This is a genomic window from Natrinema versiforme (assembly GCF_005576615.1).
GTDB classification, from domain to species: Archaea; Halobacteriota; Halobacteria; order Halobacteriales; family Natrialbaceae; genus Natrinema; species Natrinema versiforme_A.
Genome location: NZ_CP040330.1, coordinates 2,032,348 through 2,050,265 on the forward strand (window position 1 = coordinate 2,032,348; position 17,918 = coordinate 2,050,265).

Annotated in this window: 21 protein-coding genes; 4 read left to right on the forward strand and 17 right to left on the reverse strand. The window is 66.4% G+C overall.

The annotated features are described in order from the left end of the window. Nucleotides 1–14: 14 nt before the first annotated feature. The 9 genes from FEJ81_RS09965 to FEJ81_RS10000 form a co-directional block, all read right to left on the reverse strand. Nucleotides 15–1,253, reverse strand: a complete 1,239-nt coding sequence (locus FEJ81_RS09965; protein ID WP_138245147.1) for a cation:proton antiporter — start codon at nucleotides 1,251–1,253, stop codon at nucleotides 15–17. A gap of 171 nt (nucleotides 1,254–1,424) precedes the next feature. Further along, complete coding sequence (locus tag FEJ81_RS09970; protein WP_138245148.1) at nucleotides 1,425–2,894, reverse strand: MATE family efflux transporter; 1,470 nt, start codon at nucleotides 2,892–2,894, stop codon at nucleotides 1,425–1,427. Then, nucleotides 2,891–3,499: a TetR/AcrR family transcriptional regulator gene (locus tag FEJ81_RS09975; protein WP_229504698.1), complete on the reverse strand. Its 609-nt coding sequence runs from the start codon at nucleotides 3,497–3,499 to the stop codon at nucleotides 2,891–2,893. The genes FEJ81_RS09970 and FEJ81_RS09975 overlap by 4 nt, the downstream gene beginning before the upstream one ends. 207 nt (nucleotides 3,500–3,706) lie before the next feature. After that, on the reverse strand, nucleotides 3,707–4,144 hold the full coding sequence (locus FEJ81_RS09980) for an RNA-binding protein (protein ID WP_138245150.1): 438 nt from the start codon (nucleotides 4,142–4,144) through the stop codon (nucleotides 3,707–3,709). A 105-nt stretch (nucleotides 4,145–4,249) separates the two neighbouring features. Beyond that, nucleotides 4,250–4,456 (reverse strand): hypothetical protein, encoded by a 207-nt coding sequence (locus FEJ81_RS09985; RefSeq protein ID WP_006432697.1) that lies wholly within the window; start codon nucleotides 4,454–4,456, stop codon nucleotides 4,250–4,252. Nucleotides 4,457–4,544: 88 nt separating this feature from the next. Further along, nucleotides 4,545–4,721 (reverse strand): hypothetical protein, encoded by a 177-nt coding sequence (locus FEJ81_RS23170; RefSeq protein WP_175416397.1) that lies wholly within the window; start codon nucleotides 4,719–4,721, stop codon nucleotides 4,545–4,547. 182 nt (nucleotides 4,722–4,903) lie between these two features. Then, a complete protein-coding gene (locus FEJ81_RS09990; protein ID WP_138245151.1) occupies nucleotides 4,904–5,797 on the reverse strand; it encodes an ABC transporter permease subunit in 894 nt (297 codons plus the stop codon). Then, nucleotides 5,794–6,840, reverse strand: coding sequence for an ABC transporter ATP-binding protein (locus FEJ81_RS09995; protein ID WP_138245152.1), 1,047 nt, complete (start codon nucleotides 6,838–6,840; stop codon nucleotides 5,794–5,796). Before FEJ81_RS09995 ends, FEJ81_RS09990 begins: the two co-directional genes overlap by 4 nt. Before the next feature lie 132 nt (nucleotides 6,841–6,972). Beyond that, the gene (locus FEJ81_RS10000; RefSeq protein ID WP_138245153.1) at nucleotides 6,973–7,662 is read right to left on the reverse strand and encodes a type 1 glutamine amidotransferase domain-containing protein; all 690 of its coding nucleotides are present in this window, start codon (nucleotides 7,660–7,662) and stop codon (nucleotides 6,973–6,975) included. 152 nt (nucleotides 7,663–7,814) lie between these two features. Here FEJ81_RS10000 and FEJ81_RS10005 point away from each other — a divergent pair, with 152 nt between their 5' ends. Further along, complete coding sequence (locus FEJ81_RS10005) at nucleotides 7,815–8,279, forward strand: Hsp20/alpha crystallin family protein (RefSeq protein ID WP_138245154.1); 465 nt, start codon at nucleotides 7,815–7,817, stop codon at nucleotides 8,277–8,279. A 29-nt stretch (nucleotides 8,280–8,308) separates the two neighbouring features. On the opposite strand, the gene FEJ81_RS10010 is transcribed toward FEJ81_RS10005, so the two are convergent. Further along, nucleotides 8,309–9,307 (reverse strand): DHH family phosphoesterase, encoded by a 999-nt coding sequence (locus tag FEJ81_RS10010; protein WP_138245155.1) that lies wholly within the window; start codon nucleotides 9,305–9,307, stop codon nucleotides 8,309–8,311. 177 nt (nucleotides 9,308–9,484) lie between these two features. Between FEJ81_RS10010 and FEJ81_RS10015 the strand changes: the two genes are divergently transcribed. Continuing rightward, entirely contained in the window at nucleotides 9,485–10,663 is a 1,179-nt protein-coding gene (locus FEJ81_RS10015; RefSeq protein ID WP_138245156.1) for a thiolase domain-containing protein, read from the forward strand. Beyond that, complete coding sequence (locus FEJ81_RS10020) at nucleotides 10,660–12,144, forward strand: zinc ribbon domain-containing protein (protein WP_138245157.1); 1,485 nt, start codon at nucleotides 10,660–10,662, stop codon at nucleotides 12,142–12,144. The genes FEJ81_RS10015 and FEJ81_RS10020 overlap by 4 nt, the downstream gene beginning before the upstream one ends. Before the next feature lie 83 nt (nucleotides 12,145–12,227). Here the strand turns inward: FEJ81_RS10020 and FEJ81_RS10025 are convergent, their stop codons facing one another. The 3 genes from FEJ81_RS10025 to FEJ81_RS10035 form a co-directional block, all read right to left on the reverse strand. Further along, complete coding sequence (locus FEJ81_RS10025; protein ID WP_138245158.1) at nucleotides 12,228–13,226, reverse strand: ornithine cyclodeaminase family protein; 999 nt, start codon at nucleotides 13,224–13,226, stop codon at nucleotides 12,228–12,230. An 84-nt stretch (nucleotides 13,227–13,310) separates the two neighbouring features. Beyond that, nucleotides 13,311–13,526, reverse strand: a complete 216-nt coding sequence (locus FEJ81_RS10030; protein WP_138245159.1) for a hypothetical protein — start codon at nucleotides 13,524–13,526, stop codon at nucleotides 13,311–13,313. 296 nt (nucleotides 13,527–13,822) lie between these two features. Further along, on the reverse strand, nucleotides 13,823–14,248 hold the full coding sequence (locus FEJ81_RS10035; RefSeq protein WP_138245160.1) for a DUF3054 domain-containing protein: 426 nt from the start codon (nucleotides 14,246–14,248) through the stop codon (nucleotides 13,823–13,825). A 467-nt stretch (nucleotides 14,249–14,715) separates the two neighbouring features. Here FEJ81_RS10035 and FEJ81_RS10040 point away from each other — a divergent pair, with 467 nt between their 5' ends. Then, complete coding sequence (locus FEJ81_RS10040) at nucleotides 14,716–15,450, forward strand: J domain-containing protein (protein WP_138245161.1); 735 nt, start codon at nucleotides 14,716–14,718, stop codon at nucleotides 15,448–15,450. Here the strand turns inward: FEJ81_RS10040 and FEJ81_RS10045 are convergent. From FEJ81_RS10045 to FEJ81_RS10060, 4 genes are all read right to left on the reverse strand, one after another. Then, nucleotides 15,423–16,061: a toll/interleukin-1 receptor domain-containing protein gene (locus tag FEJ81_RS10045; protein WP_138245162.1), complete on the reverse strand. Its 639-nt coding sequence runs from the start codon at nucleotides 16,059–16,061 to the stop codon at nucleotides 15,423–15,425. The two genes, FEJ81_RS10040 and FEJ81_RS10045, sit on opposite strands and share 28 nt — an antisense overlap. A gap of 71 nt (nucleotides 16,062–16,132) precedes the next feature. After that, entirely contained in the window at nucleotides 16,133–16,561 is a 429-nt protein-coding gene (locus FEJ81_RS10050; protein ID WP_138245163.1) for a hypothetical protein, read from the reverse strand. A gap of 72 nt (nucleotides 16,562–16,633) precedes the next feature. Then, nucleotides 16,634–17,278 (reverse strand): triose-phosphate isomerase, encoded by a 645-nt coding sequence (gene tpiA, locus FEJ81_RS10055; protein WP_138245164.1) that lies wholly within the window; start codon nucleotides 17,276–17,278, stop codon nucleotides 16,634–16,636. Between the two features lie 69 nt (nucleotides 17,279–17,347). Beyond that, on the reverse strand, nucleotides 17,348–17,893 hold the full coding sequence (locus FEJ81_RS10060; protein ID WP_138245165.1) for a multiprotein bridging factor aMBF1: 546 nt from the start codon (nucleotides 17,891–17,893) through the stop codon (nucleotides 17,348–17,350). Nucleotides 17,894–17,918: the final 25 nt, after the last annotated feature.

Genomic DNA, 17,918 nt, shown 5'->3' on the forward strand with positions numbered 1-17,918 from the left:
CCGCAGTCAGTGAGTCAGTTCTCGGTCGTCGCCGCCGAATCGACGTAGACGAGTTCGTCCGCCGCCTCGAGCAGGCGCACGCCCCACGTGACGGTGACGGGGACGAGCGCGGTCGTGAAGATCGCGATGAACACGAGGATCGAGAACATTTCCGCGCCGATGACCCCGGCCTCGTAAGCGACCTGCGCGATGATGATCTCGACGGTCCCGCGGCCGTTCATGCCGAAGCCGACGACGAGCCCCTCGCGGGAGGTCAGTGACGTCGGCAGCGAGAACAGCCACGAGCCGATGATCTTGCCGAGGAACGCAATGGCGACAAGTCCGGCGAGGACGGCAAAGGAGTCGAAGAACACGTCGAACGTGATCTGGAAGCCGACCGTGACGAAGAAGACGGGCGCGAACAGCCCCATCGCAAGGTCGTAGATGACCGTGTGCATGTGCTCGTAGAGCCCCGGCTCGACGTCCGCCTGCCGGAGAAACATGCCCGCCATGAAGCCGCCGATGATCATGTGCAGGTCCGCGAGCGTCGCGAGTTGGGCGAACAGCAAGGAGACGAGCAGGGCGAAGGTGAAGGCGGTCGTCCGATCGACGAATCCGTACCGCTCGCGCTGGCGTTCGATGTACCGCCACGCGACCGGCAGGAATCGGTAGCCGATCAGCAGCGTCACCGCAAAGAAGCCGATCGCCTGCAGGAGGATCACGCCGATTTCGGCCGGATCGAGCGCGCCCGCGGTCACGTAGCTGTCGACGCCGGCGAACGCGATGAGCACGCCCACGTCCGAGGCGAGCGCGCCGCCGAGCAACACGTTCGCGATTCGGGTATCGAGGAGCTCGAGGTCGGCCAGAATCCGGGATTTCGTCGCCAGCGACGTGGCGGCCATCGCGAGGCCGAGAAAGAGCGCCGCGCCGGTAGAGACGGCGAGCCAGATCCCGGCCGCGTAGCCGAGTCCGAAGGGGATGACGAACGCCCCGAAGGCGATCAGCAGCGACTGGGGGCCGAGTTCGAACAGTTCCCTGAGATCGACCTCCATCCCGACGTAGACCATCAGGAGGAACACGCCGAGTTCGGACAGCACCGAGAGCAGTTCCGAGGGGTGTAAGAGCCCGAGCAACGCGGGCCCGAACGCGATGCCGGCGAACAGCTCCCCCATCATCGTCGGATAGCCGAAGCGCTCGGCGACCGCGCCGAACACCCACGCGACCGAGAGGACGAGCAGGAGACTCAGAATGTCGATCGAGACGGTTTCGACCATTGATCACCACCACGCGTCACGGATCGGGCAGTTGCGCCGCTGTACGCGCTCGTCAACCCGTGAACGGCGGTTCAGATTTGACGCTCCCATGGAGTTCGAGTTCGATCAAAGACGCAGTCTCGCGACACTTTACTGGAGTGGATACCACACGTCACTGAAACGACCGTATCCTCAGTCGTCGGTGCTCGCATCCGGTTCGCCGATCGCCGGAGCCGCCGGATCGTCGGTCACGTCGGCACTGCGCCACGTCCCCCGTCGGTACCAGGCGTAGGCGAGCCCCGCGCCGACGACGTTCGAAGCGGCGAAGGCGATCCAGATGCCGCGGTACTCCAGCGACGTCTGCGAGAGGCCGTACGCGATCGGAAGCCGGACGAGCGCGTAGGTCACGAGGACGATCGCGGCGGCGGTGAGCGTTTTTCCGGTTCCCCGGAAGCTGCCGTTGTAGGCTCGCATGACGCCGATGAACCCGAAGGAGGGCGCGACGTATCGGAGGAACGTGACGCCGACCTCGATGACTTCGGGGTCGTCGGTGAACGCGGCGGTGATCGGCTCCGCAGCGAGCCACGCCACGACGCCCAGCACCCCGAGGACGACGAACATGACTTTGGCGGCGAAGTCGGCGGCGGCCTCCGCGCGGTCCGGTTTGTCGGCACCGACGTTCTGGCCGGTCATCGTCTCGACCCCGCGGGCGACCGCGATCGCCGGGAGGAAGATGACCGAGAACACGCGCGTTCCGATCCCGTACGCCGCGACGACGTAGGTCGGGAACAGCCCGACGATCACCAACAGCAGGTTGATCGACAGCGCACGACCCATGCCCTCGATCGATGCCGGGAAGCCGATCGAGACGAGCTTCTTGGCGAAGGAAAGGTCCGGGCGCATCTGTTGAAGCCGGATTCGGACACCCCGCGTTCCGCGGAACATAATCGCCAGTCCGACGACGAGCGCGAGCGCGCGGGAGAAGACCGTGGCGATCGCCGCGCCCTGAATGCCGAGTTCGGGGAAGCTGATCGTACCCACGAGTGGTGCGTTCTCGACGACCGTCCAGCCGAAGATCAGGAACGGGTCGAGGATCACGTTGAGGACCACCGAGCCGAACATCACGAGCATCGGCGTGATCGTGTCGCCGTAGCCGCGCATGAGCGCGATGAAGACGAAGAAGCCGAACATGAAGGCCATGCCCAGCGAGATGACCTGCATGTAGTCGGTCGCCAGCGGCAACACGTCCGGAGACGCCCCGAGCAGGGCCAGCAGTTCCTCGACGAAGGCGAAACCGACGAGGCCAAGGATTACCGCCCCGATCAGCGACAGGGCCACCGTCTGAGAGGCGGCGTACTCAGCCTCGCTCTCCTCGTCCGCACCGATGTGCTGGGCGACGAGGACGCTCCCGGCGACTGATAACCCCATCCCGACCGAGATAAGCAGGAAGACCATCGGGAACGCAAAGCTAATCGCCGCGAGTGCTTCGGTACTGTACTGGCCCAGCCAGAACGTGTCGATGAGGTTGTAGGCCGTCTGCAGCAGATTCGTCACGATGATCGGCAGCGACAGATAGAACAGCGGCTTCGCGATGCCGCCCTCCGTCAGCTCGAACTCCTCGCGGCCCTTGAACAGACCGGAAAGCCGGTCCAATAGGCTCATTCGCCAGCCTCCGTGGGATCACGGTTTCCCGTCTTCGAGCCATCACTGCTCGTCTCGGCTGCGCGTAGCGTGTCGTCGATGTAGTCGTGGACGTACCGCTTCGTCCGCTCGGGTGACCGATCGACGGCGACCGCCCGCGTCTGCGCGCCGTGGAACATCGTCGTGAGGAAGTCGGCCGTCTCGTCAGGGTCGACCCCCTCGCGGAACTCGCCCGACTCGAGGCCGTCCGCGACGAGGCCCGCGATCCGATCGTGGAGCGCGCTATCGAACTCGCTCAGTTGGTTCTGATAGGCCTCGTTGTACGGCGCTTGGGCCTTGATCTCGAGGATGGCCGTGCGGAACTCCTCGGCGGAGTCGTCGTCCGACGGCGTCAGGAGTTCGTCGAGGAACTCGTGGAGCCGTTCGGCTGGCGTCTCGCCGGGGACCGTCCGGGTCCGCTCCTCGAATCTATCCAACAGATACTCCAGAAACGACTCGAGGAGGTCGCCCTTGCCCTCGAAGTGGTAGTGAAGCGTGCCCTTGCTCTTGGTCGATTCCTCGGCGATATCCTGCATCGTCAGCTCCGCGTACCCGTGTTTGCAGAGTGCTCGATACGTCGCCTCCATAAGATCGTCTCTCGTCTCGTCCGTCATTCAGAACAGTTCTATATGGCATACTGACTGGCCAGTCAAAAGCCCTTCGCAACCAGAGTCACGTTCGGTCGGAGACGTGCCGACCGGTGCTCGAGAACGGTGTAACAGTCGGTGTCGGACGTTGAGTAGCCGCCGGAAAACGGAACGGACTCCGCGGACGAAGTGAGACCGCGAGGCCGCTCAGTCCTGTTCGCGCAGTCGCTCGAGGACTTCCTCGGCGTTTTCGACGGCCTGTGCCTTCTTCGCCGGGTAGGCCTCGACCTTCCCGCGGAAGGTGATCCCGGCGCCGAGGCGAACGTCGCCCTCGAAGGCGGCCTGCTTGTCGAGCCGCAGGAATAGTTCCGTGTTCTCGGTAACCCGCTCGTCGAGTTCGTCGATCAATTCGTCGAAGGACTCGAGGTCGGCCAGCCGCGAGAGGACGTGGCGAACGTCGTCGGCGTTCTCGACGCGGGCCGAGAGGACGAGGATGCGGTCGCCGTAGTGGCCCTCGCTCTCGGCGCGTTCGATCTCGAACTCCTCGGGGAGGAAGGTTCGGAGCGCCTCCTCGACGCGCTTTTCGTCCTCGGTGGCGTAGCAAAACGTCCGTAAATCGACGTAGTGAAGCGGAATCTGTGGCATCTGCGATTCGAATCTCGATGTGGGTAGTGTGGGCGCAGTCGCGTCGGTCCGGCGCGGTGACAGTCGGCGAGCGGACCCGACGGAAAATCGGCCCGCGAGCGGTGGTTATTCCTCGTCGTCTTCGGCGTCGGCCTCGTCGGCCGCCTCGAGGTCGTCCTCGGGGACGCCGGCTTCCTGTCCGTCCTCGAAGCTGATGGTGTAGGTGACGTCGCCGAACATCGACTCCATTGTCTGGGAGACGGTACCGGTTTCGCCGTCGAACTCGCTGTGCTCGTCGTGCAGGACGACGCGATCGTCTTCCTCGAAGCTCATAGCCTGTCGTTCCCCGTCTGCGTGTAAAAAGGGACTGATTCGAGCCAAGACGAGAGCGTCGATCGGCGCGGGCGGAGTTCGACGGTAGTTATCGCATTTCCTCGAGCGCGACGACGGTGTCCGACATCAGCCACGCGTCCTCGCTGGTCGGATCCTCGATACTGAGTGCGAAAAAGGAGTCGCGGCCGTCGTCGACGGTGATGTGATAGCCGCGACTCTGCAACGAACTGGATCGGTCGGACGTGTTCGATCGGGCGGAACCCACGAGTGTGCTCGGGAACCGGCGCTGATAACTCGCTCGGTCTGCGGTCCGTAACCGCCGTCAGCGGCCGAAACGCCGAGATACCAGGAAATCGACCGACGGCGGGACCCCGGTCGACAGATGCCTCCGGCGACCGACCGGCGGGCCGCGAGTCGCCGCCGATCGCCAACCCCGTCTCGAGGGGCTCAGTTCAGGTCGGCCCGCTCGAAGCGTCGGTAGCCGATCGCGACGGGAACGACGATCCAGACCGCCAGCACGACGGCGGCGAACCACTCCGACAGGTAAAACGGCACGTCCCCGACGACGCGGTCCGACACCGCGAGCGTTCCCTGCTGAAACGCCCCCTGGGGAACGTCTTCGACGATGGTCTCCCAGCCGACCAGCGCCGGCACGTAGCCGTCGACCAGCAGGCTCATAGCCTGCCTGTACGCCTCGAGCGGGTTGAGCCGGAGCGCGAAGAGATACCAGCCCGGGGCCTCGAGCCCGACGAGGTCCCCCTCGAGCAGGTAGTGGAGCCCGGCGACCAGCGGATGCCACAGCAGGGTAAAGAGGATGTAGCTGCCGATCGCGCCGCCCATCGCCTGCGTCCGGGTGGCGGTCATCGCCGAGACGCCGACGGCGATGGCGGTAAAGGCGGCTCCGAGCAGGAGCGTCAGGGCGACGAACGCGAGCACCGTCCGGACGGGCAGCGAACCGAAGAGAGCGAGCATCAGCACCACGGTGAAGACGCAGGCGATGAGCGTCGCAGCGGCGATGACGCCGGTCCGGCTCGCGAGTTTGCCGAAGAGCACGTCGCGGCGGTTGTGGGAGAGCCCGAACAGGATTCGCAGACTACCCGACTGGCGCTCCCCGACGATCGCCATGTAGCCGACGACCAGGGCGATGATCGGGACGAACAGCTGGCCGCCGACGTTGGTGAAAAAGAAGATGACGTCCGTCGCGGCGGGATCCTCGATCTGGGACGACGCGCCGACGGTGACGATCCCCATCAGAACCAGAAAGATCCCGATGATCCCCCAGATCATCCGCGAACGCACGATATCCTCGAAGTCCTTGCGCGCGATCGCGACCCACGTCATCGGTCCACCTCCTCGGGGCCCGCCCCGAGTGCGCCTTCGCCGCTTCCCTCACTGTCGCCCTCTCCCTCGACCCTCGCGTCCGCATTGCGCTCGAGGCCCGCATCGCTGCCACCTACATCGGCGTCCGAGCCAGTAAACGCCGCAAATAGGTCCTCGAGGGTCGCCTCCTCGATATCGAAGTCGAGCACCGCCGCGTCGGACTCGACGAGCCGATGGACGACCGTCGCCTTGGCGCGCGGATCGGTGTACGAGACGTGCAGCCCGTCTTCGGCGCGGGTCACGTCGGTGACGCCCGCGATCGCGGTCAGGTCGTCGACCGACGCGCCGGGCGCGCTGGCGACTTCGATGACGAGTCGCGAGCCCACCCCGGCTGTCTCCCGGAGCCCCTCGATGGTGTCGACGGTGACCAGTTCGCCGTCGTCCAGGATCCCGACCCGGTCACAGACCGCCGCGACCTGTCCGAGGATGTGACTCGAGAAGAAGACGGTCGTCCCCCGCCTCGCCTCCTCGCGGACGAGTTCCTGCATCGTCCGGATGCCGTGGGGATCGAGTCCGCCTGACGGCTCGTCGAGGATCAGCAGATCCGGGTCGCCCGACAGCGCCATCGCCATGGCGAGGCGCTGGGACATCCCCTTCGAGTACTCCCCGACCGGCCGCCGCCCGTCGTCCCGGTCGAGACCGACCCGCTCGAGCAGGGTCTCCGGGTCGGCGTCCCCGTCCTGTGACTCGATCGCGAACTCGAGGTGACGACGGCCCGACGAGCGGTTCCAGAGGTCGAACCCCTCCGGGAGCACCCCGACGCGGTCGTGGACCGCGTCCGTCTCAGCTTGCGTGTCGTAGCCGAGGACGGTCGCGTCCCCCTCGCTCGGCCGGACGAAGTCCAGCAGCAGGTCGATCGTGGTCGTTTTTCCGGCGCCGTTCGGCCCGAGGAAGCCGAACACCTCCCCCTCCGCGACCTCGAGGTCGAGCGCCTCGAGCGCGACGACGGCCTCGTCGCCGGCACCGTACCGTTTCGTGAGTCCCCGCGTTCGAATTGCCGGCATGTGACTCGCTCAACACGAACAGATAGAAATAGCTCAGGGGCTGTCAGCACGACGGAACGAGAACCGTCCCCGTCCGGGTTGACGCAGCGACGGTCGGTAGCGGACCCGATCGGACGAGTCGAGTCGACTCCGCTACGCTTCGAGTTCGATATCGAGTTCCTCGAGCAGCGTCTCGGCCGCGGCGCTCGAGGAGCCGGGGCCGCGGGCGGTGAGGAGGTCGCCGTCGACGGTGACGCTGGTGTCGGCGTCGAGTTCGGCGTCCCAGTTGCCGCCGGCGGCTTTCACTTCGTCCTCGACCCAGTAGGGAAGTTTGCGGCCGTCGGGCATACGGTCCTGCTCGTCGACGATGCCTTCTTCCCACTCGTTGGGGAAGCCGGTCACGTCGCGGCCGTTGACGATGAACGCCCCGTGGCTGTCCCGAGCGAAGCCGAGCATGCCGACGGCGTGGCAGACGACGAGCGCCTTGCCGTTGCCCTCGACGGCGTCCCGGAGGAGCTGTCGGGCGTGTTTGTCCTGATTGATGTCCCACGCGGTCCCGTGCCCGCCGGGGAAGACGACGGCGTCGTACCCCTCGGCGTCGGCCTGTGCGACCGGGATCGGGTCGTTCAGCCGCTCGTCGTTCTCTGCGACCTCCCGGACGTGTTCGGCGGTCTCCTCGCCGACCTCGTCGGGATCGATCGAGCGCTCGTCGACGACCGGCGGGCTGCCCGACGGCGTCGCGACCGTGATCTCGACGCCGGCCGCCGAGAGCGTCTCGAGCGGCTCGACGCATTCCTCTCCCCAGTACCCCTCTTCGCTGACGACGAATAGTGCGTCCGTCATATCCAACGCTACGTTCGGGAGCGTAAAAACGACCAGCCCACCCCTCGGTTCTGCCGCAAGTCCCTCTCCTAACATATTAGCGTGCGAGACCATCACACAGGCCTGAGGTGGCCTTTTTCGCCGTCGACCCCCTACACTCGAGAAGAGATACCATGGCAGATCGACCCCGCCCGTTCGACGGTATCGACGAACTGCTCGACCGACTGAACCGCCAGATCGAGACGGCGACGAAGTCGTGGGAAACCCAAGTCGACCAGCGGAGCCAACTCGATCTCTCGATGAGCGGCGCGGAGACGAGTCTGGACCTCGCGGACGAGGGCGACGAGTTCGTCGTCACGATCGACGTTCCCGGCTACGAGAGCGACGACCTCGAGTTGCGCCTCTCCGGGCAGACGCTGGCCGTGTCGGGCCAGCGAGAGCACAGTCAGGATCTCGGGGGCGAGGAGGAGAACTACATCCGACGCGAGCGCGAGACGAAATCGTTCAGTCGGCAGCTTCGCCTTCCCGAGCCGGTCGACGACGACGCAGTCAAAGCCAGCGTCAACAACGGCATCCTGACGATCCGACTGCCGAAACGCGAGTCGGACGAGGAGGCCCGGTCGATCGATATCGACTGAGGTGCGAGCGAGCCGAGCGATCGGCTCCATCAATCGTCGAGATTCAATGCATCGAAGAACCGGCGGGTGAGCCGTTCCCCGACGAACTCGAGGAGTTCGTCGGCGTCGTCGCCGTCGTCGGCGAACAGGCCGAGTTCGATGCGACCGCCGGCCATGTCGTGGTGGCCGCCGACCGCGCCGAGTTCGTCGAACCCCTCCTCTAACGTCTCGCCCATGTGGACCCGCGGATCGATCGAGCGGCCGCTCAGCCGGATCACGTCGTCGACGATGCCGTAGACCAAGACCGTGTTCACCCCCTCGAGGTTGAGCAGGTAGTCCGCCGCCTGCGGGAGCGCGTCCGTCTCGGTCGTTTTCCCGGCGCTCGCGACGAGCGAGGAGCCCCGGCGTTCCCGGCTGGCGATGGCCCGGCCGATGGCGTCTAAGGTTCCCGGGGAAAACGCGCTGCCGTAGAGCTGTTCGAGGGTCTCGAGTTCCGCGTCGGGGTAGACCGACAGCGCGGCCTCGTACTCGCGCCGGGTCGGCTCGCGAACGAAGTCCAGTCGCTCCCGGTGGAGCGCGAAGAGCAGCGCAGAGGCGAGCCGCGTGGTCAGGTCGACCTCGAGTTCCCGCAGGTACTCGACGAAGATCGTCGCCGTCGCGCCGTAGTCGGTGCGGACGTCCTCGAACGCGGCGGCGGCCGACTCGCCGGGGTGGTGATCGACGACGACGTCGGGCGTGACCGCCGACGGCACTTCCGTGTTCGCGCCCGGACTGCTGTGATCGACGAAGCTCACGCTGTCGTACTCCTCGAGATCGGTCGTCGAAATCGTCTGGAGGCTGATGTCGAGGAGGTTGACGAACGCGCGGTTTTGCTGGTGGGATATCTCGCCGCCGTAGGCGATCGTCACGTCCCCCACGTCGTGTTCGTGAGCGATCGCTTCGAGCGCGAGCGCGCTGGCGAGACAGTCCGGATCCGGATTGTCGTGGCAGACGATCGCCAGCGAGTCGGTCGTCTCGAGGGCGGACACGAGCTCGGCCGCGCGTGACATACCCGTGGTACGTCAACGAGACGCTTGAATCCCGTGTCGCGTCTCAGTACGCCTGAATGCCACTCTCCGTTCTCGAACGCGATCGCTCACCCCGCCGGCTCTCGCCGCAGCGCGTTTGTGATGATCGACCGTGAGCGAGTGTACACTTATTTCACAGCGGCTCACCGAAAGGCGAGTATGCGAGACGCGTACCTCGTCGGCGCGGGGCAGTCGGATTACGGGGCGTTCCCCTCCGAGAGCTACCGATCCCTGTTCCGCACGGCGTTCGACGCAGCGACTGACAGCGTACCGAAGGGACTCGAGGCCGGGGATATCGACGAGGCCGTTATCGGCAACCTCGGCGTCGGCGGCCGCCAACTCGGCCTCTCCGGCCCGGCAGTGACCGAACACGTGGGCCTCGACGGCGTGCCGACGACGCGGGTCGAAAACGCCTGCGCGGCGAGCGGCTTCGCGGTCCGGCAGGCGGTCCAAGCCGTCAAATCGGGGATGGCCGACGTCGTCCTCGCGGGCGGCTTCGAGATCATGTCCGACATGAGTTCGGACGCGACGAAGTACTGGCTCGGCGTCTCCGGGGAGACCGAGTGGGAGCGGCTCTCGGGCACCACCTTCTCCGGCGTCTACGCCCAGATGGCCAGCGTCCACATGGAACAGTACGGCACCACGCGCGAGCAACTTTCGCGGGTCGCGGTGAAGAACCACGCAAACGGGGCCAAGAACCCCCACGCGCAGTTGGGCTTCGAGTGCTCGCTCGAGGACGCCCAGTCCGCCCCGGTCGTCGCGGACCCGCTGAATCTCTATCACTGCTGTCCGACCTCGGACGGTGCGGCCTGCGCGCTGATCGTCAGCGAGGACGTCGTCGACGACTACACGGACGATCCGATCCGCGTCGCCGGCGTCGGCGCGGGCAGCGACACCGTCGGCCTCTTCCAGCGCGACACCTACACCGGCGTTCCCGCGAGCCAGCGGGCCGCCGAGTCGGCCTACGAGATGGCCGGCGTGGGGCCCGACGACCTCGACTTCGCGGAGGTCCACGACTGCTTCGCCATCGCGGAACTGCTGGCCTACGAGGACCTCGGCTTCTGTGAGAAGGGCGAGGCGGGTCAGTTGATCGAGTCCGGCGCGACCGAACTCGGCGGCGATCTCCCAGTGAATACCTCCGGGGGTCTCAAGTCCAAGGGCCACCCCATCGGCGCGACGGGAGCCGGACAGGTCGTCGAGGCCTACAAACAGCTCACCGGCACGGCGGGCGAGCGACAGGTCGAGAACCCCGCCCGCGGGCTGACCCACAACGTCGGCGGCAGCGGCGGTGCGTCAGTGATCCACGTCTTCGAGAAGGAATCGGAGGTGGACGCATGAGCGCGATCACCGGCGTCGGCGCGTACGCGCCGCAATTCCGCATCAGTAGCGAGGCCTTCGAGGAAGCGTGGGGCCAGTTCCACGCCGCCGGCGTCACCCAGAAGGCCGTCCCCTCGGCCGACGAGGACGCCCTGACGATGGGCTACGAGGCCGCGACCCGCGCGCTCGAGGCGGCCGAGACCGACCCCGGCGAAATCGACTGGCTCGGGTTCGCGTCCTCGCGACCGCCGGCGGCCGAGGAGGACCCGACTGCCCGGCTGGGCGCGATGCTCGCGCTCTCGGAGGCGGCGACCAGACAGGTATTCACCGGGAGCACGCGCGCCGGCACCCGCGCGCTCTGGGCCGGCCTCGACGCGCTCGAGGCCGAGTCGACCACCGCGCTGGTCGTCGCCGCCGACGCGCCGAAGGGCGACCCCGACGACGGGATCGACCACGCCGCCGGAGCCGGCAGCGCCGCGTTCGTCGTCGAGAGCGTTGCGTCGGGGACGCAACGAACGGACGGCGACGGCCCGGCCGAAATCACCGACCGCGCGGAGTATTCCGCGCCGTATCCGGGGACCCGGTTCCGGGACACTGGTGAGGACGAGACGCAAGGACTGGGCGTCACCCAGTACGACCGGCAGGCGTTTTCGGAGACGATCGGCGGGGCCGTCTCGGGCCTCGAGGTCGAGCCCGAGCCCGAGGCAGCCGCGATTCAGGCACCCGACGGGAAGCTGCCCTACCGCGCCGCGGGCGCGGCCGGCGTCGGGACCGACGAGATCCAGGCCGCCGCGACGGTTCACGAACTGGGTGACCTCGGCGCTGCGAGCGTCCCCGTCTCGCTCGCGACGGCGCTCGCAGATGGCTACGAGTCGGTATTGGGGGTCTCCCACGGCAGCGGCGCGGGCGCGGACGCGTTCGTCGTTTCGGCCGAGGGCGACGTGCCCGCGGAGACCGCACTCGAGGGGTCGGACCCGCTCTCCTACGCCGAGTACCTGCGCCAGCGCGGCGTCGTGACCACCGGGCCGCCGTCGGGCGGCGGCGCGTACGTCAGCGTCCCCTCGTGGAAACGCTCGCTTCCCCAGCGCTACCGGCTCGAGGCCGGCCGCTGTTCGGAGTGTGGCGCGCTCTCGTTCCCGCCGGAAGGCGCGTGTGACGACTGCGGTGCGCTCGCCGAGTACGAGCCCCTCGAACTCGCCGGCGAGGGGACGATCGAGGCCGTGACGACCATCTCGCAGGGCGGCGCACCGCCGGAGTTCGCCGAACAGCAGGCCAAGTCCGGCGACTACGCGGCCGCGATCGTCGCCCTCGAGACCAGCGTTGTGTCGGAGACCCAACGAGCAGACGGCGGCGACGAGACCGTCAGCGTCCCGGCGATGGGCACCGACGCGGAGCCCGACGCGTTCGCGGTCGGCGACCGCGTCGAGACGACCATCCGCCGGATCTACACGCAGGAAGGCGTCACCCGCTACGGGTTCAAGATTCGACCCGCCGGCGAGTAGCTAGCTCGAGTCGGAACCGGCGTCGAAAACGGATTTCGTTCGTTTCTCCACGCTCGGCCATCAAGCACTGCGGTCTCGAGCGGTCAGTCGCCAGTCAGCGCCTCGCTCGCGGGTGCGAACTCGATCGTCTGTCCGAGCCCCCGTTCGCTGGCGCGCTCGTAGAGCATGTACGCCGCGGCGACCGTCTCGATCCCTGTGCCGCCGCTGTCGAAGACCGTGATCTCGTCGTCGCTCGTCCGACCGGGCGCGTTCCCCGCGACGATCTCGCCCAACTCCGCGTGGACGTGGTCCTCGGTGATCGCACCCGCCTCGAGCGCCTGCATGAACGAGCCGGCGTCGACCGTCGCCCGCTCGCGGAGGTCGGGCACGTAGGTCGCCCGCTCGATGGTCGTCGTATCTAACTCGCGCTTGTCCGGCGAGTACTGGCCCATCGCGGTGACGTGGGTCCCTGGCTCGAGGTCGTCGCCGTCGAAGACCGGCTCGCTCGCTTTCGTCGCCGTGATCACGACGTCCGCGCCCGTGACGGCGGCGGTGCTCGAGTCGACCGCGTGAACGTCGGCCTCGAGATCGGCGTCGAAGTCGGCCGCGAAGGCCTCGCGGTTCGCGGGCGTCGGCGAGTAGACGCGGACCTCGTCGAACGCCCGGACGGTCGCGGTCGCGCGGAGTTGGCCTCGCGCTTGCGCGCCGCTGCCGATTATCGCGAGGGTGTCGGCGTCCGCGCGGGCGAGTTCGTCGACGGCGACGGCTCCCGCGGCACCGGTCTTGAACGGGTTCATGCTCGCGCCGTCGAGCAGGGCCAGCGGCGCGCCGCTCTCGGCGTCGAACAGCGGCGTCATGAACCAAGCGTCGCCGGCACCGAAGCCGGCGCTGTACATGTAGCCGCCCATCGCGCCGGTTTCGGGGAGCACGGCGGCGTAGCTCGTGAGCATTCCCTCGGGGTCAGCGCGGAGGAACTTCGATCGCGGCCGGGCGGGCGCGCCGTCGCCGCGCTGGCGGTAGCCCTCGCGGACGGCGTCGACGTACTCGGCCGGGGTCGCGAGCCCGTCGACGGCCGCACTGGTCAGAAACAGCGTGTCGGTCATGGCCGATAGCACGGAACGGAGACGGGAAAACCAATCGGATGAGCGAAACGAGGAAGAGGGGAGAGAAACGGAGAGACAGTGAGATTAGTCCGCGTTAATCGGCGGGCGCGCGGACCGGGGCTCGTCGGCGGAGTCGGCCGGCGTATTGACGAACATTGCGTGTCCGATGATTCCCATCGCGACCAGCGATCCGAGCGGCACCGCCGTAGTCAGAGACAGTCCGACGAGCATCAGGGCTGCGGTGATACCGAGCAGTGCGACTGGGATGAGGCCGAGAACAATGTCGTAATATCCAGTCATAATCTATCCTATAGTATGAGGAATAGCCATATAAGTGTTTCCCATAATCGGTTCATGGTAGACGGATCTCTAATGGATATCCACAGTGGTGCATACCCATAACTTATGAAGTGGTTATCATGGGACAGTATAATGATGTATTACTGCTCGAGCGGTTCGGATCCACGTTCCGATCGCCGCTACTGGTCAGAGACCGGAAGAAGAAACGGTCTACCTACTGCGGGAGAATTACACTATCTATTTCTTATACGTTCGATTCCGTTCACGTTCGCAGCACTGATCACCGGCGTGAGGAATTACTTCGCCACTGATAGGTATAGGGTGTATCCGAGTCGCCAGCCGAGCAAGACCAGCAGTCCGAAGCCGGTGATGACCAGCGGGAACGGCCACGTCGCACTCCCCTCGAACAACGGGGAGGCCCGGAGCATGAGCCCGACGTTCGCCGCCGCGATCCAGGCCACGGCCGTCAGCCGTAGCCCGTCGCGTCCCACGGGGCGGTCGCGGGTGTAAATCCCCGCGAGGAGCGCGACAGCGAGCCAGCCGATCACGAACGGCGCGATCGTCTCGAGCGAGGCGAGCGGTTCGGCGAGCGGATTCCCGCCGTGTTCGATGCGGCCGAGGAGGACGAATCCGGCGATGAGAACGGTGTCGATCACCGCGATACCGACTCGTTGCCGGCCGGCCGCGCTATCACGAGCCCCGGTTTGAACTGCCGTGTCCATACGCGACCCTCGGGTCCGGGGTCCTATTGATTTCCCGATTCCGCTCGAGCGATGGGACTGAGTCCGGAGACGGGAGTCGAGAAGCGGATTTACTCGAGACGAACGCCGAACTCGTCTCGATCGTGACAGCCGCTGAAATCCCTGACAGGAGAGGAGGAACTCGGCGACGCCGGCCGCCGAGTTCCGTCCATCGGACAGCGCGTCTCCGTGCGAGGGTCGCCTCGCACGACCGGTCGGTCGACGGGGGACCACTTTGTTATCGATCCCGTTCAGCGTCGATTGCCGGGTTTCCAAGTCCCCCGCGTTCGGTAAGCAGTTCCTACACCCGTCCGTTCGAGCGGTCTGCTCGAGACTCGAGCCCGGATCGGCGAGTGTACTGCGAGACGATCGCTTCGGCCGGCGAGATGACGTCGGCAGTGACTGTCAGCAGAAGAACTAATATGGGACGAACCCGAACCGCTCGCGTGATGGCTGTAGTCGGCGAACGTCGGGCCGGCTGTGACGGGTGCGGCCGAACGGTCGGGCTCGAGGACTTGACGACGGTGACGATGCCGGACGGCGAGCAGGTCGTCTGCTGTCCGGAGTGTGAGCCCCACGCCAGAGCGGCCGCGCGGAAAGGCGACTCGCTCGATCAGCGTCGGGACACCTGTGACGGCTGTACCGAACCCTGTCTCACGGCCGAGCTCGAGGACATCGTGCTCGATGACGGAACGGTCCTGTCGTGCTGTCCGTCCTGTGTAGCCGAAGCACCGGGACACGGCGGCTCGGACGCTGCCGACGCGGACGCGACCGGCGCGGACGCCGCTCGGACCGCCGGATCGGAGACGGCAGCCGAATCCGGCGAGAGGGACGGCGGTGAAACCGGCTCCCCGGAAACGGACGGGGACCGAAACCGCTGTAGCCAGTGTCGAGAACCGGTCGCCGCGGAACGCTTTCGGGTCACGACGATCGACGAGCGAACCGAGCGGCTGTGTCCCGACTGCAAAGCCGACGCCGAGGAGAAGGGGATCATCACCGACGTCGCCATGCGAAAACAGCGTGCCCGCGAGGTGCTCGGTGTCGACGCGGAGGCGAGCGACGAGGCGATCCGCGAGGCGTTTCATTCGCAGGTCAAGCGCGCCCATCCTGACCGACAGAGCGGCAGTCAGTCGGCGTTCAAACTCGTCACCGAAGCCTACGAGCGGCTCCGAGCCGACGACTGAGTCTCCTCACCGTCCGCGCGGCTGATAAAGCCGATCGTCGCCGGGTTGAAGTAGTACGTCGACTCGCAGGACGCACACGCCGCCGTCAGGAGTTTGCCGTGACTGTGGAGTTTCCAGAGCTTCGTCTGGCCCTCCTCGAGTTCGAGCGTGACCGGGTGCCCGCAGTCGGGGACCGTACACGGGAACCGAATGTACCAGTTTGGGACCGACAGCGCCCCCAACGGGGCGAGGGCCCCCCGCAGCCGACAGAGCAGATTGAAGATCGTCACCGTGAGATCGCTTCGATCGATCGCCACGCCCTCGACGTCACTGATGTAGCCGTGGGGACCGGTTCCCTCGTCGTAGAGCGGCAAGACGGGGATCCCTTTCGCCACCGCGTAGCCGATTTCCTGTTCGATCCAGCGGTTTCCGGCCTCGTCCTCGGTCAACACCGCGACGACGAGATCGCTGTTGGCGAGTCGGCCCTCGAGTCGCTTTCGCGACCGGCCGGACTCGATCTCCTCGAGTGCGATATGCACGCCGAAGGGGAAGTTCTTGACAGTCGAGAACAGGTCCTGAACGAGATCGAGGTCACCGGGCGCGTGGGAAACGTACACCTGTTCTCCAGTCATGAGATCGTCTACGAAACACAGGCGTATGCGGCGTTATTAATCTATCTCTCCGATCGAATGTAACGACAGTTTCACTCGCGTTGGTAATTTTTCACGGTGTTTAGCACACGCTGGGAGAACTCGAGTTGTGAGAGCTCGTCACCGAGTCGGTCGAACCACTCGCGTTCGACGTACCACCACCCGCGAACGTCCCCGTCGGTCGTCAGCGACGTGACCTCGAGTCGGCCGGGCGTCCACTCCCGCTCGTCGCCGATCGTCAGGAGCGTCCGCAGGACGGCCCCGACCTCGTCGTTCGTGACGGCGGGTGCCTCGGAGACGGCCTCGTACTCGAGTTCGATCCCGGCCCCGTCCTCGCCCGGCGGCTCGGTGTCGTCCAGCCACGCGAACGAGGTCAGGTAGAGCCCGTGGCTCATCAACCGGTTCTCGAGCGTGACGGCGACGGATCGCTCCCCCGTTGCGGTCGCGGCCTCCGCCCCGTTTTCGTTTCCATTGTCAGTCATGCACACACCTTCGGCGGGGACGGAGAAAAGTCGGTCGGCACTGTGGCCGAATCCGAGGCGCTCCGCGACGGCTCAGAGCGGTTCGACGAGGTCCTCGAGGGCCGCGCTCGGATCGTCGGCTTTCGCGACGCCGCTGGCGAGCAGGACGCCTTCGGCGCCGAGATCGCCCGCGGCGACGACGTCGTCGCCCGTACTGATGCCCGCACCACAGAGGACCGAGACCTCGGAATCGACGTTCGCCGCGGCCTCGACGGCGTCTTCGACGACGTCGGGGTCGGCCTGACTGACCGGCGTTCCCGTGCCGATGAGTTCCGGCGGCTCGACGGCGACGGCGTCCGGGCCGAGCGCCGCGGCCGCGCCGATCTGGGCCGGGTTGTTCGCACAGACGACCGTCTCGAGGTCCGCGCGCTCGGCCGCCCGGACCGCGCCGTCGATATCGGCCAGTTTCAGCCGTCGCTCGGAGTGGTTGATCAGCGTGCCGACCGCGCCCGCGTCGGCGACGCTCTCGGCGAGCGCGTGGCCGGTGTTGCTCCCGTGCTCGATCGCATCGACGTGTTGGGCCCACGTCTCCGCGCCCGTCTCGGCGACCCGCTCGAGATGGGCCGCCTGCGGCGCGACGGCAAGCCGGGCGTCGGTACGCTCGTTCACATCGCGGACGGCTTCCGCGACTTCGATCGGATCACACGGATACGTCTTCAGATTAACCAGGACGAACATATCGGCAACCGCACCCGCACGGAAGAAATAGCTTGCGAGTCAGCGACGTGATCGAGGAGCGATGCTCAGTCAGTCCTTTCGCTTGACGACATCGCCCAGCGTGTAGCTTCCCGTCGAGGAGCCGCCGGACCACTCCGAGTCCTCCGCCGACCCGCCCTGTGCGCTCAGGGAGATCTCGAGGAAGTCCTCGAGTTCGGACTGGACCTTGTCGCTCGGCAGCGTGTCGCCGCGTTCGATCTTGCGAATCAGGCTCGCCTTCTCGTTGAGTTCGTTCGCGAGATCGGACTGGCTCAGCCCCTTGTTCTCGCGAGCGTTGCGGACGCGATCGTCGTAATCGGTCGCGAGCTCGTCCATGTCGTCGAACATGTCCGAGCGGCGCTGGCTCGAGCCGCCCGAGGAGGACGAACTCGCGCTCGAACCGGACGACTGGCCACCCCCGCCCGAGGAGGACGAACTCGAGCTGGTCGAGTACTTCGTCGACGAACTCGAACTCGAGGTGTCTTTGACTTCAGTGCCGAAGTCCGTGCAGTCCGAACACACGTCTAGCTTCGCGCCCTCGACTTTGATGGTTTTCGGGGACGACGTCTCGGCCCCACACATCTCGCACTGAACCATGACAGACTCTATATTCCGGTAAGGG

Excerpts from the sequence above, each read along its gene's own strand:
- FEJ81_RS09965 (WP_138245147.1), bottom strand. The coding sequence starts at position 1,253 with ATGGTCGAAACCGTCTCGATCGACATTCTGAGTCTCCTGCTCGTCCTC.
- FEJ81_RS09970 (WP_138245148.1), bottom strand. The coding sequence starts at position 2,894 with ATGAGCCTATTGGACCGGCTTTCCGGTCTGTTCAAGGGCCGCGAGGAG.
- FEJ81_RS09975 (WP_229504698.1), bottom strand. The coding sequence starts at position 3,499 with ATGGAGGCGACGTATCGAGCACTCTGCAAACACGGGTACGCGGAGCTG.
- FEJ81_RS09980 (WP_138245150.1), bottom strand. The coding sequence starts at position 4,144 with ATGCCACAGATTCCGCTTCACTACGTCGATTTACGGACGTTTTGCTAC.
- FEJ81_RS09985 (WP_006432697.1), bottom strand. The coding sequence starts at position 4,456 with ATGAGCTTCGAGGAAGACGATCGCGTCGTCCTGCACGACGAGCACAGC.
- FEJ81_RS09990 (WP_138245151.1), bottom strand. The coding sequence starts at position 5,797 with ATGACGTGGGTCGCGATCGCGCGCAAGGACTTCGAGGATATCGTGCGT.
- FEJ81_RS09995 (WP_138245152.1), bottom strand. The coding sequence starts at position 6,840 with ATGCCGGCAATTCGAACGCGGGGACTCACGAAACGGTACGGTGCCGGC.
- FEJ81_RS10000 (WP_138245153.1), bottom strand. The coding sequence starts at position 7,662 with ATGACGGACGCACTATTCGTCGTCAGCGAAGAGGGGTACTGGGGAGAG.
- FEJ81_RS10005 (WP_138245154.1), top strand. The coding sequence starts at position 7,815 with ATGGCAGATCGACCCCGCCCGTTCGACGGTATCGACGAACTGCTCGAC.
- FEJ81_RS10010 (WP_138245155.1), bottom strand. The coding sequence starts at position 9,307 with ATGTCACGCGCGGCCGAGCTCGTGTCCGCCCTCGAGACGACCGACTCG.
- FEJ81_RS10015 (WP_138245156.1), top strand. The coding sequence starts at position 9,485 with ATGCGAGACGCGTACCTCGTCGGCGCGGGGCAGTCGGATTACGGGGCG.
- FEJ81_RS10020 (WP_138245157.1), top strand. The coding sequence starts at position 10,660 with ATGAGCGCGATCACCGGCGTCGGCGCGTACGCGCCGCAATTCCGCATC.
- FEJ81_RS10025 (WP_138245158.1), bottom strand. The coding sequence starts at position 13,226 with ATGACCGACACGCTGTTTCTGACCAGTGCGGCCGTCGACGGGCTCGCG.
- FEJ81_RS10030 (WP_138245159.1), bottom strand. The coding sequence starts at position 13,526 with ATGACTGGATATTACGACATTGTTCTCGGCCTCATCCCAGTCGCACTG.
- FEJ81_RS10035 (WP_138245160.1), bottom strand. The coding sequence starts at position 14,248 with ATGGACACGGCAGTTCAAACCGGGGCTCGTGATAGCGCGGCCGGCCGG.
- FEJ81_RS10040 (WP_138245161.1), top strand. The coding sequence starts at position 14,716 with ATGGCTGTAGTCGGCGAACGTCGGGCCGGCTGTGACGGGTGCGGCCGA.
- FEJ81_RS10045 (WP_138245162.1), bottom strand. The coding sequence starts at position 16,061 with ATGACTGGAGAACAGGTGTACGTTTCCCACGCGCCCGGTGACCTCGAT.
- FEJ81_RS10050 (WP_138245163.1), bottom strand. The coding sequence starts at position 16,561 with ATGACTGACAATGGAAACGAAAACGGGGCGGAGGCCGCGACCGCAACG.
- tpiA (WP_138245164.1), bottom strand. The coding sequence starts at position 17,278 with ATGTTCGTCCTGGTTAATCTGAAGACGTATCCGTGTGATCCGATCGAA.
- FEJ81_RS10060 (WP_138245165.1), bottom strand. The coding sequence starts at position 17,893 with ATGGTTCAGTGCGAGATGTGTGGGGCCGAGACGTCGTCCCCGAAAACC.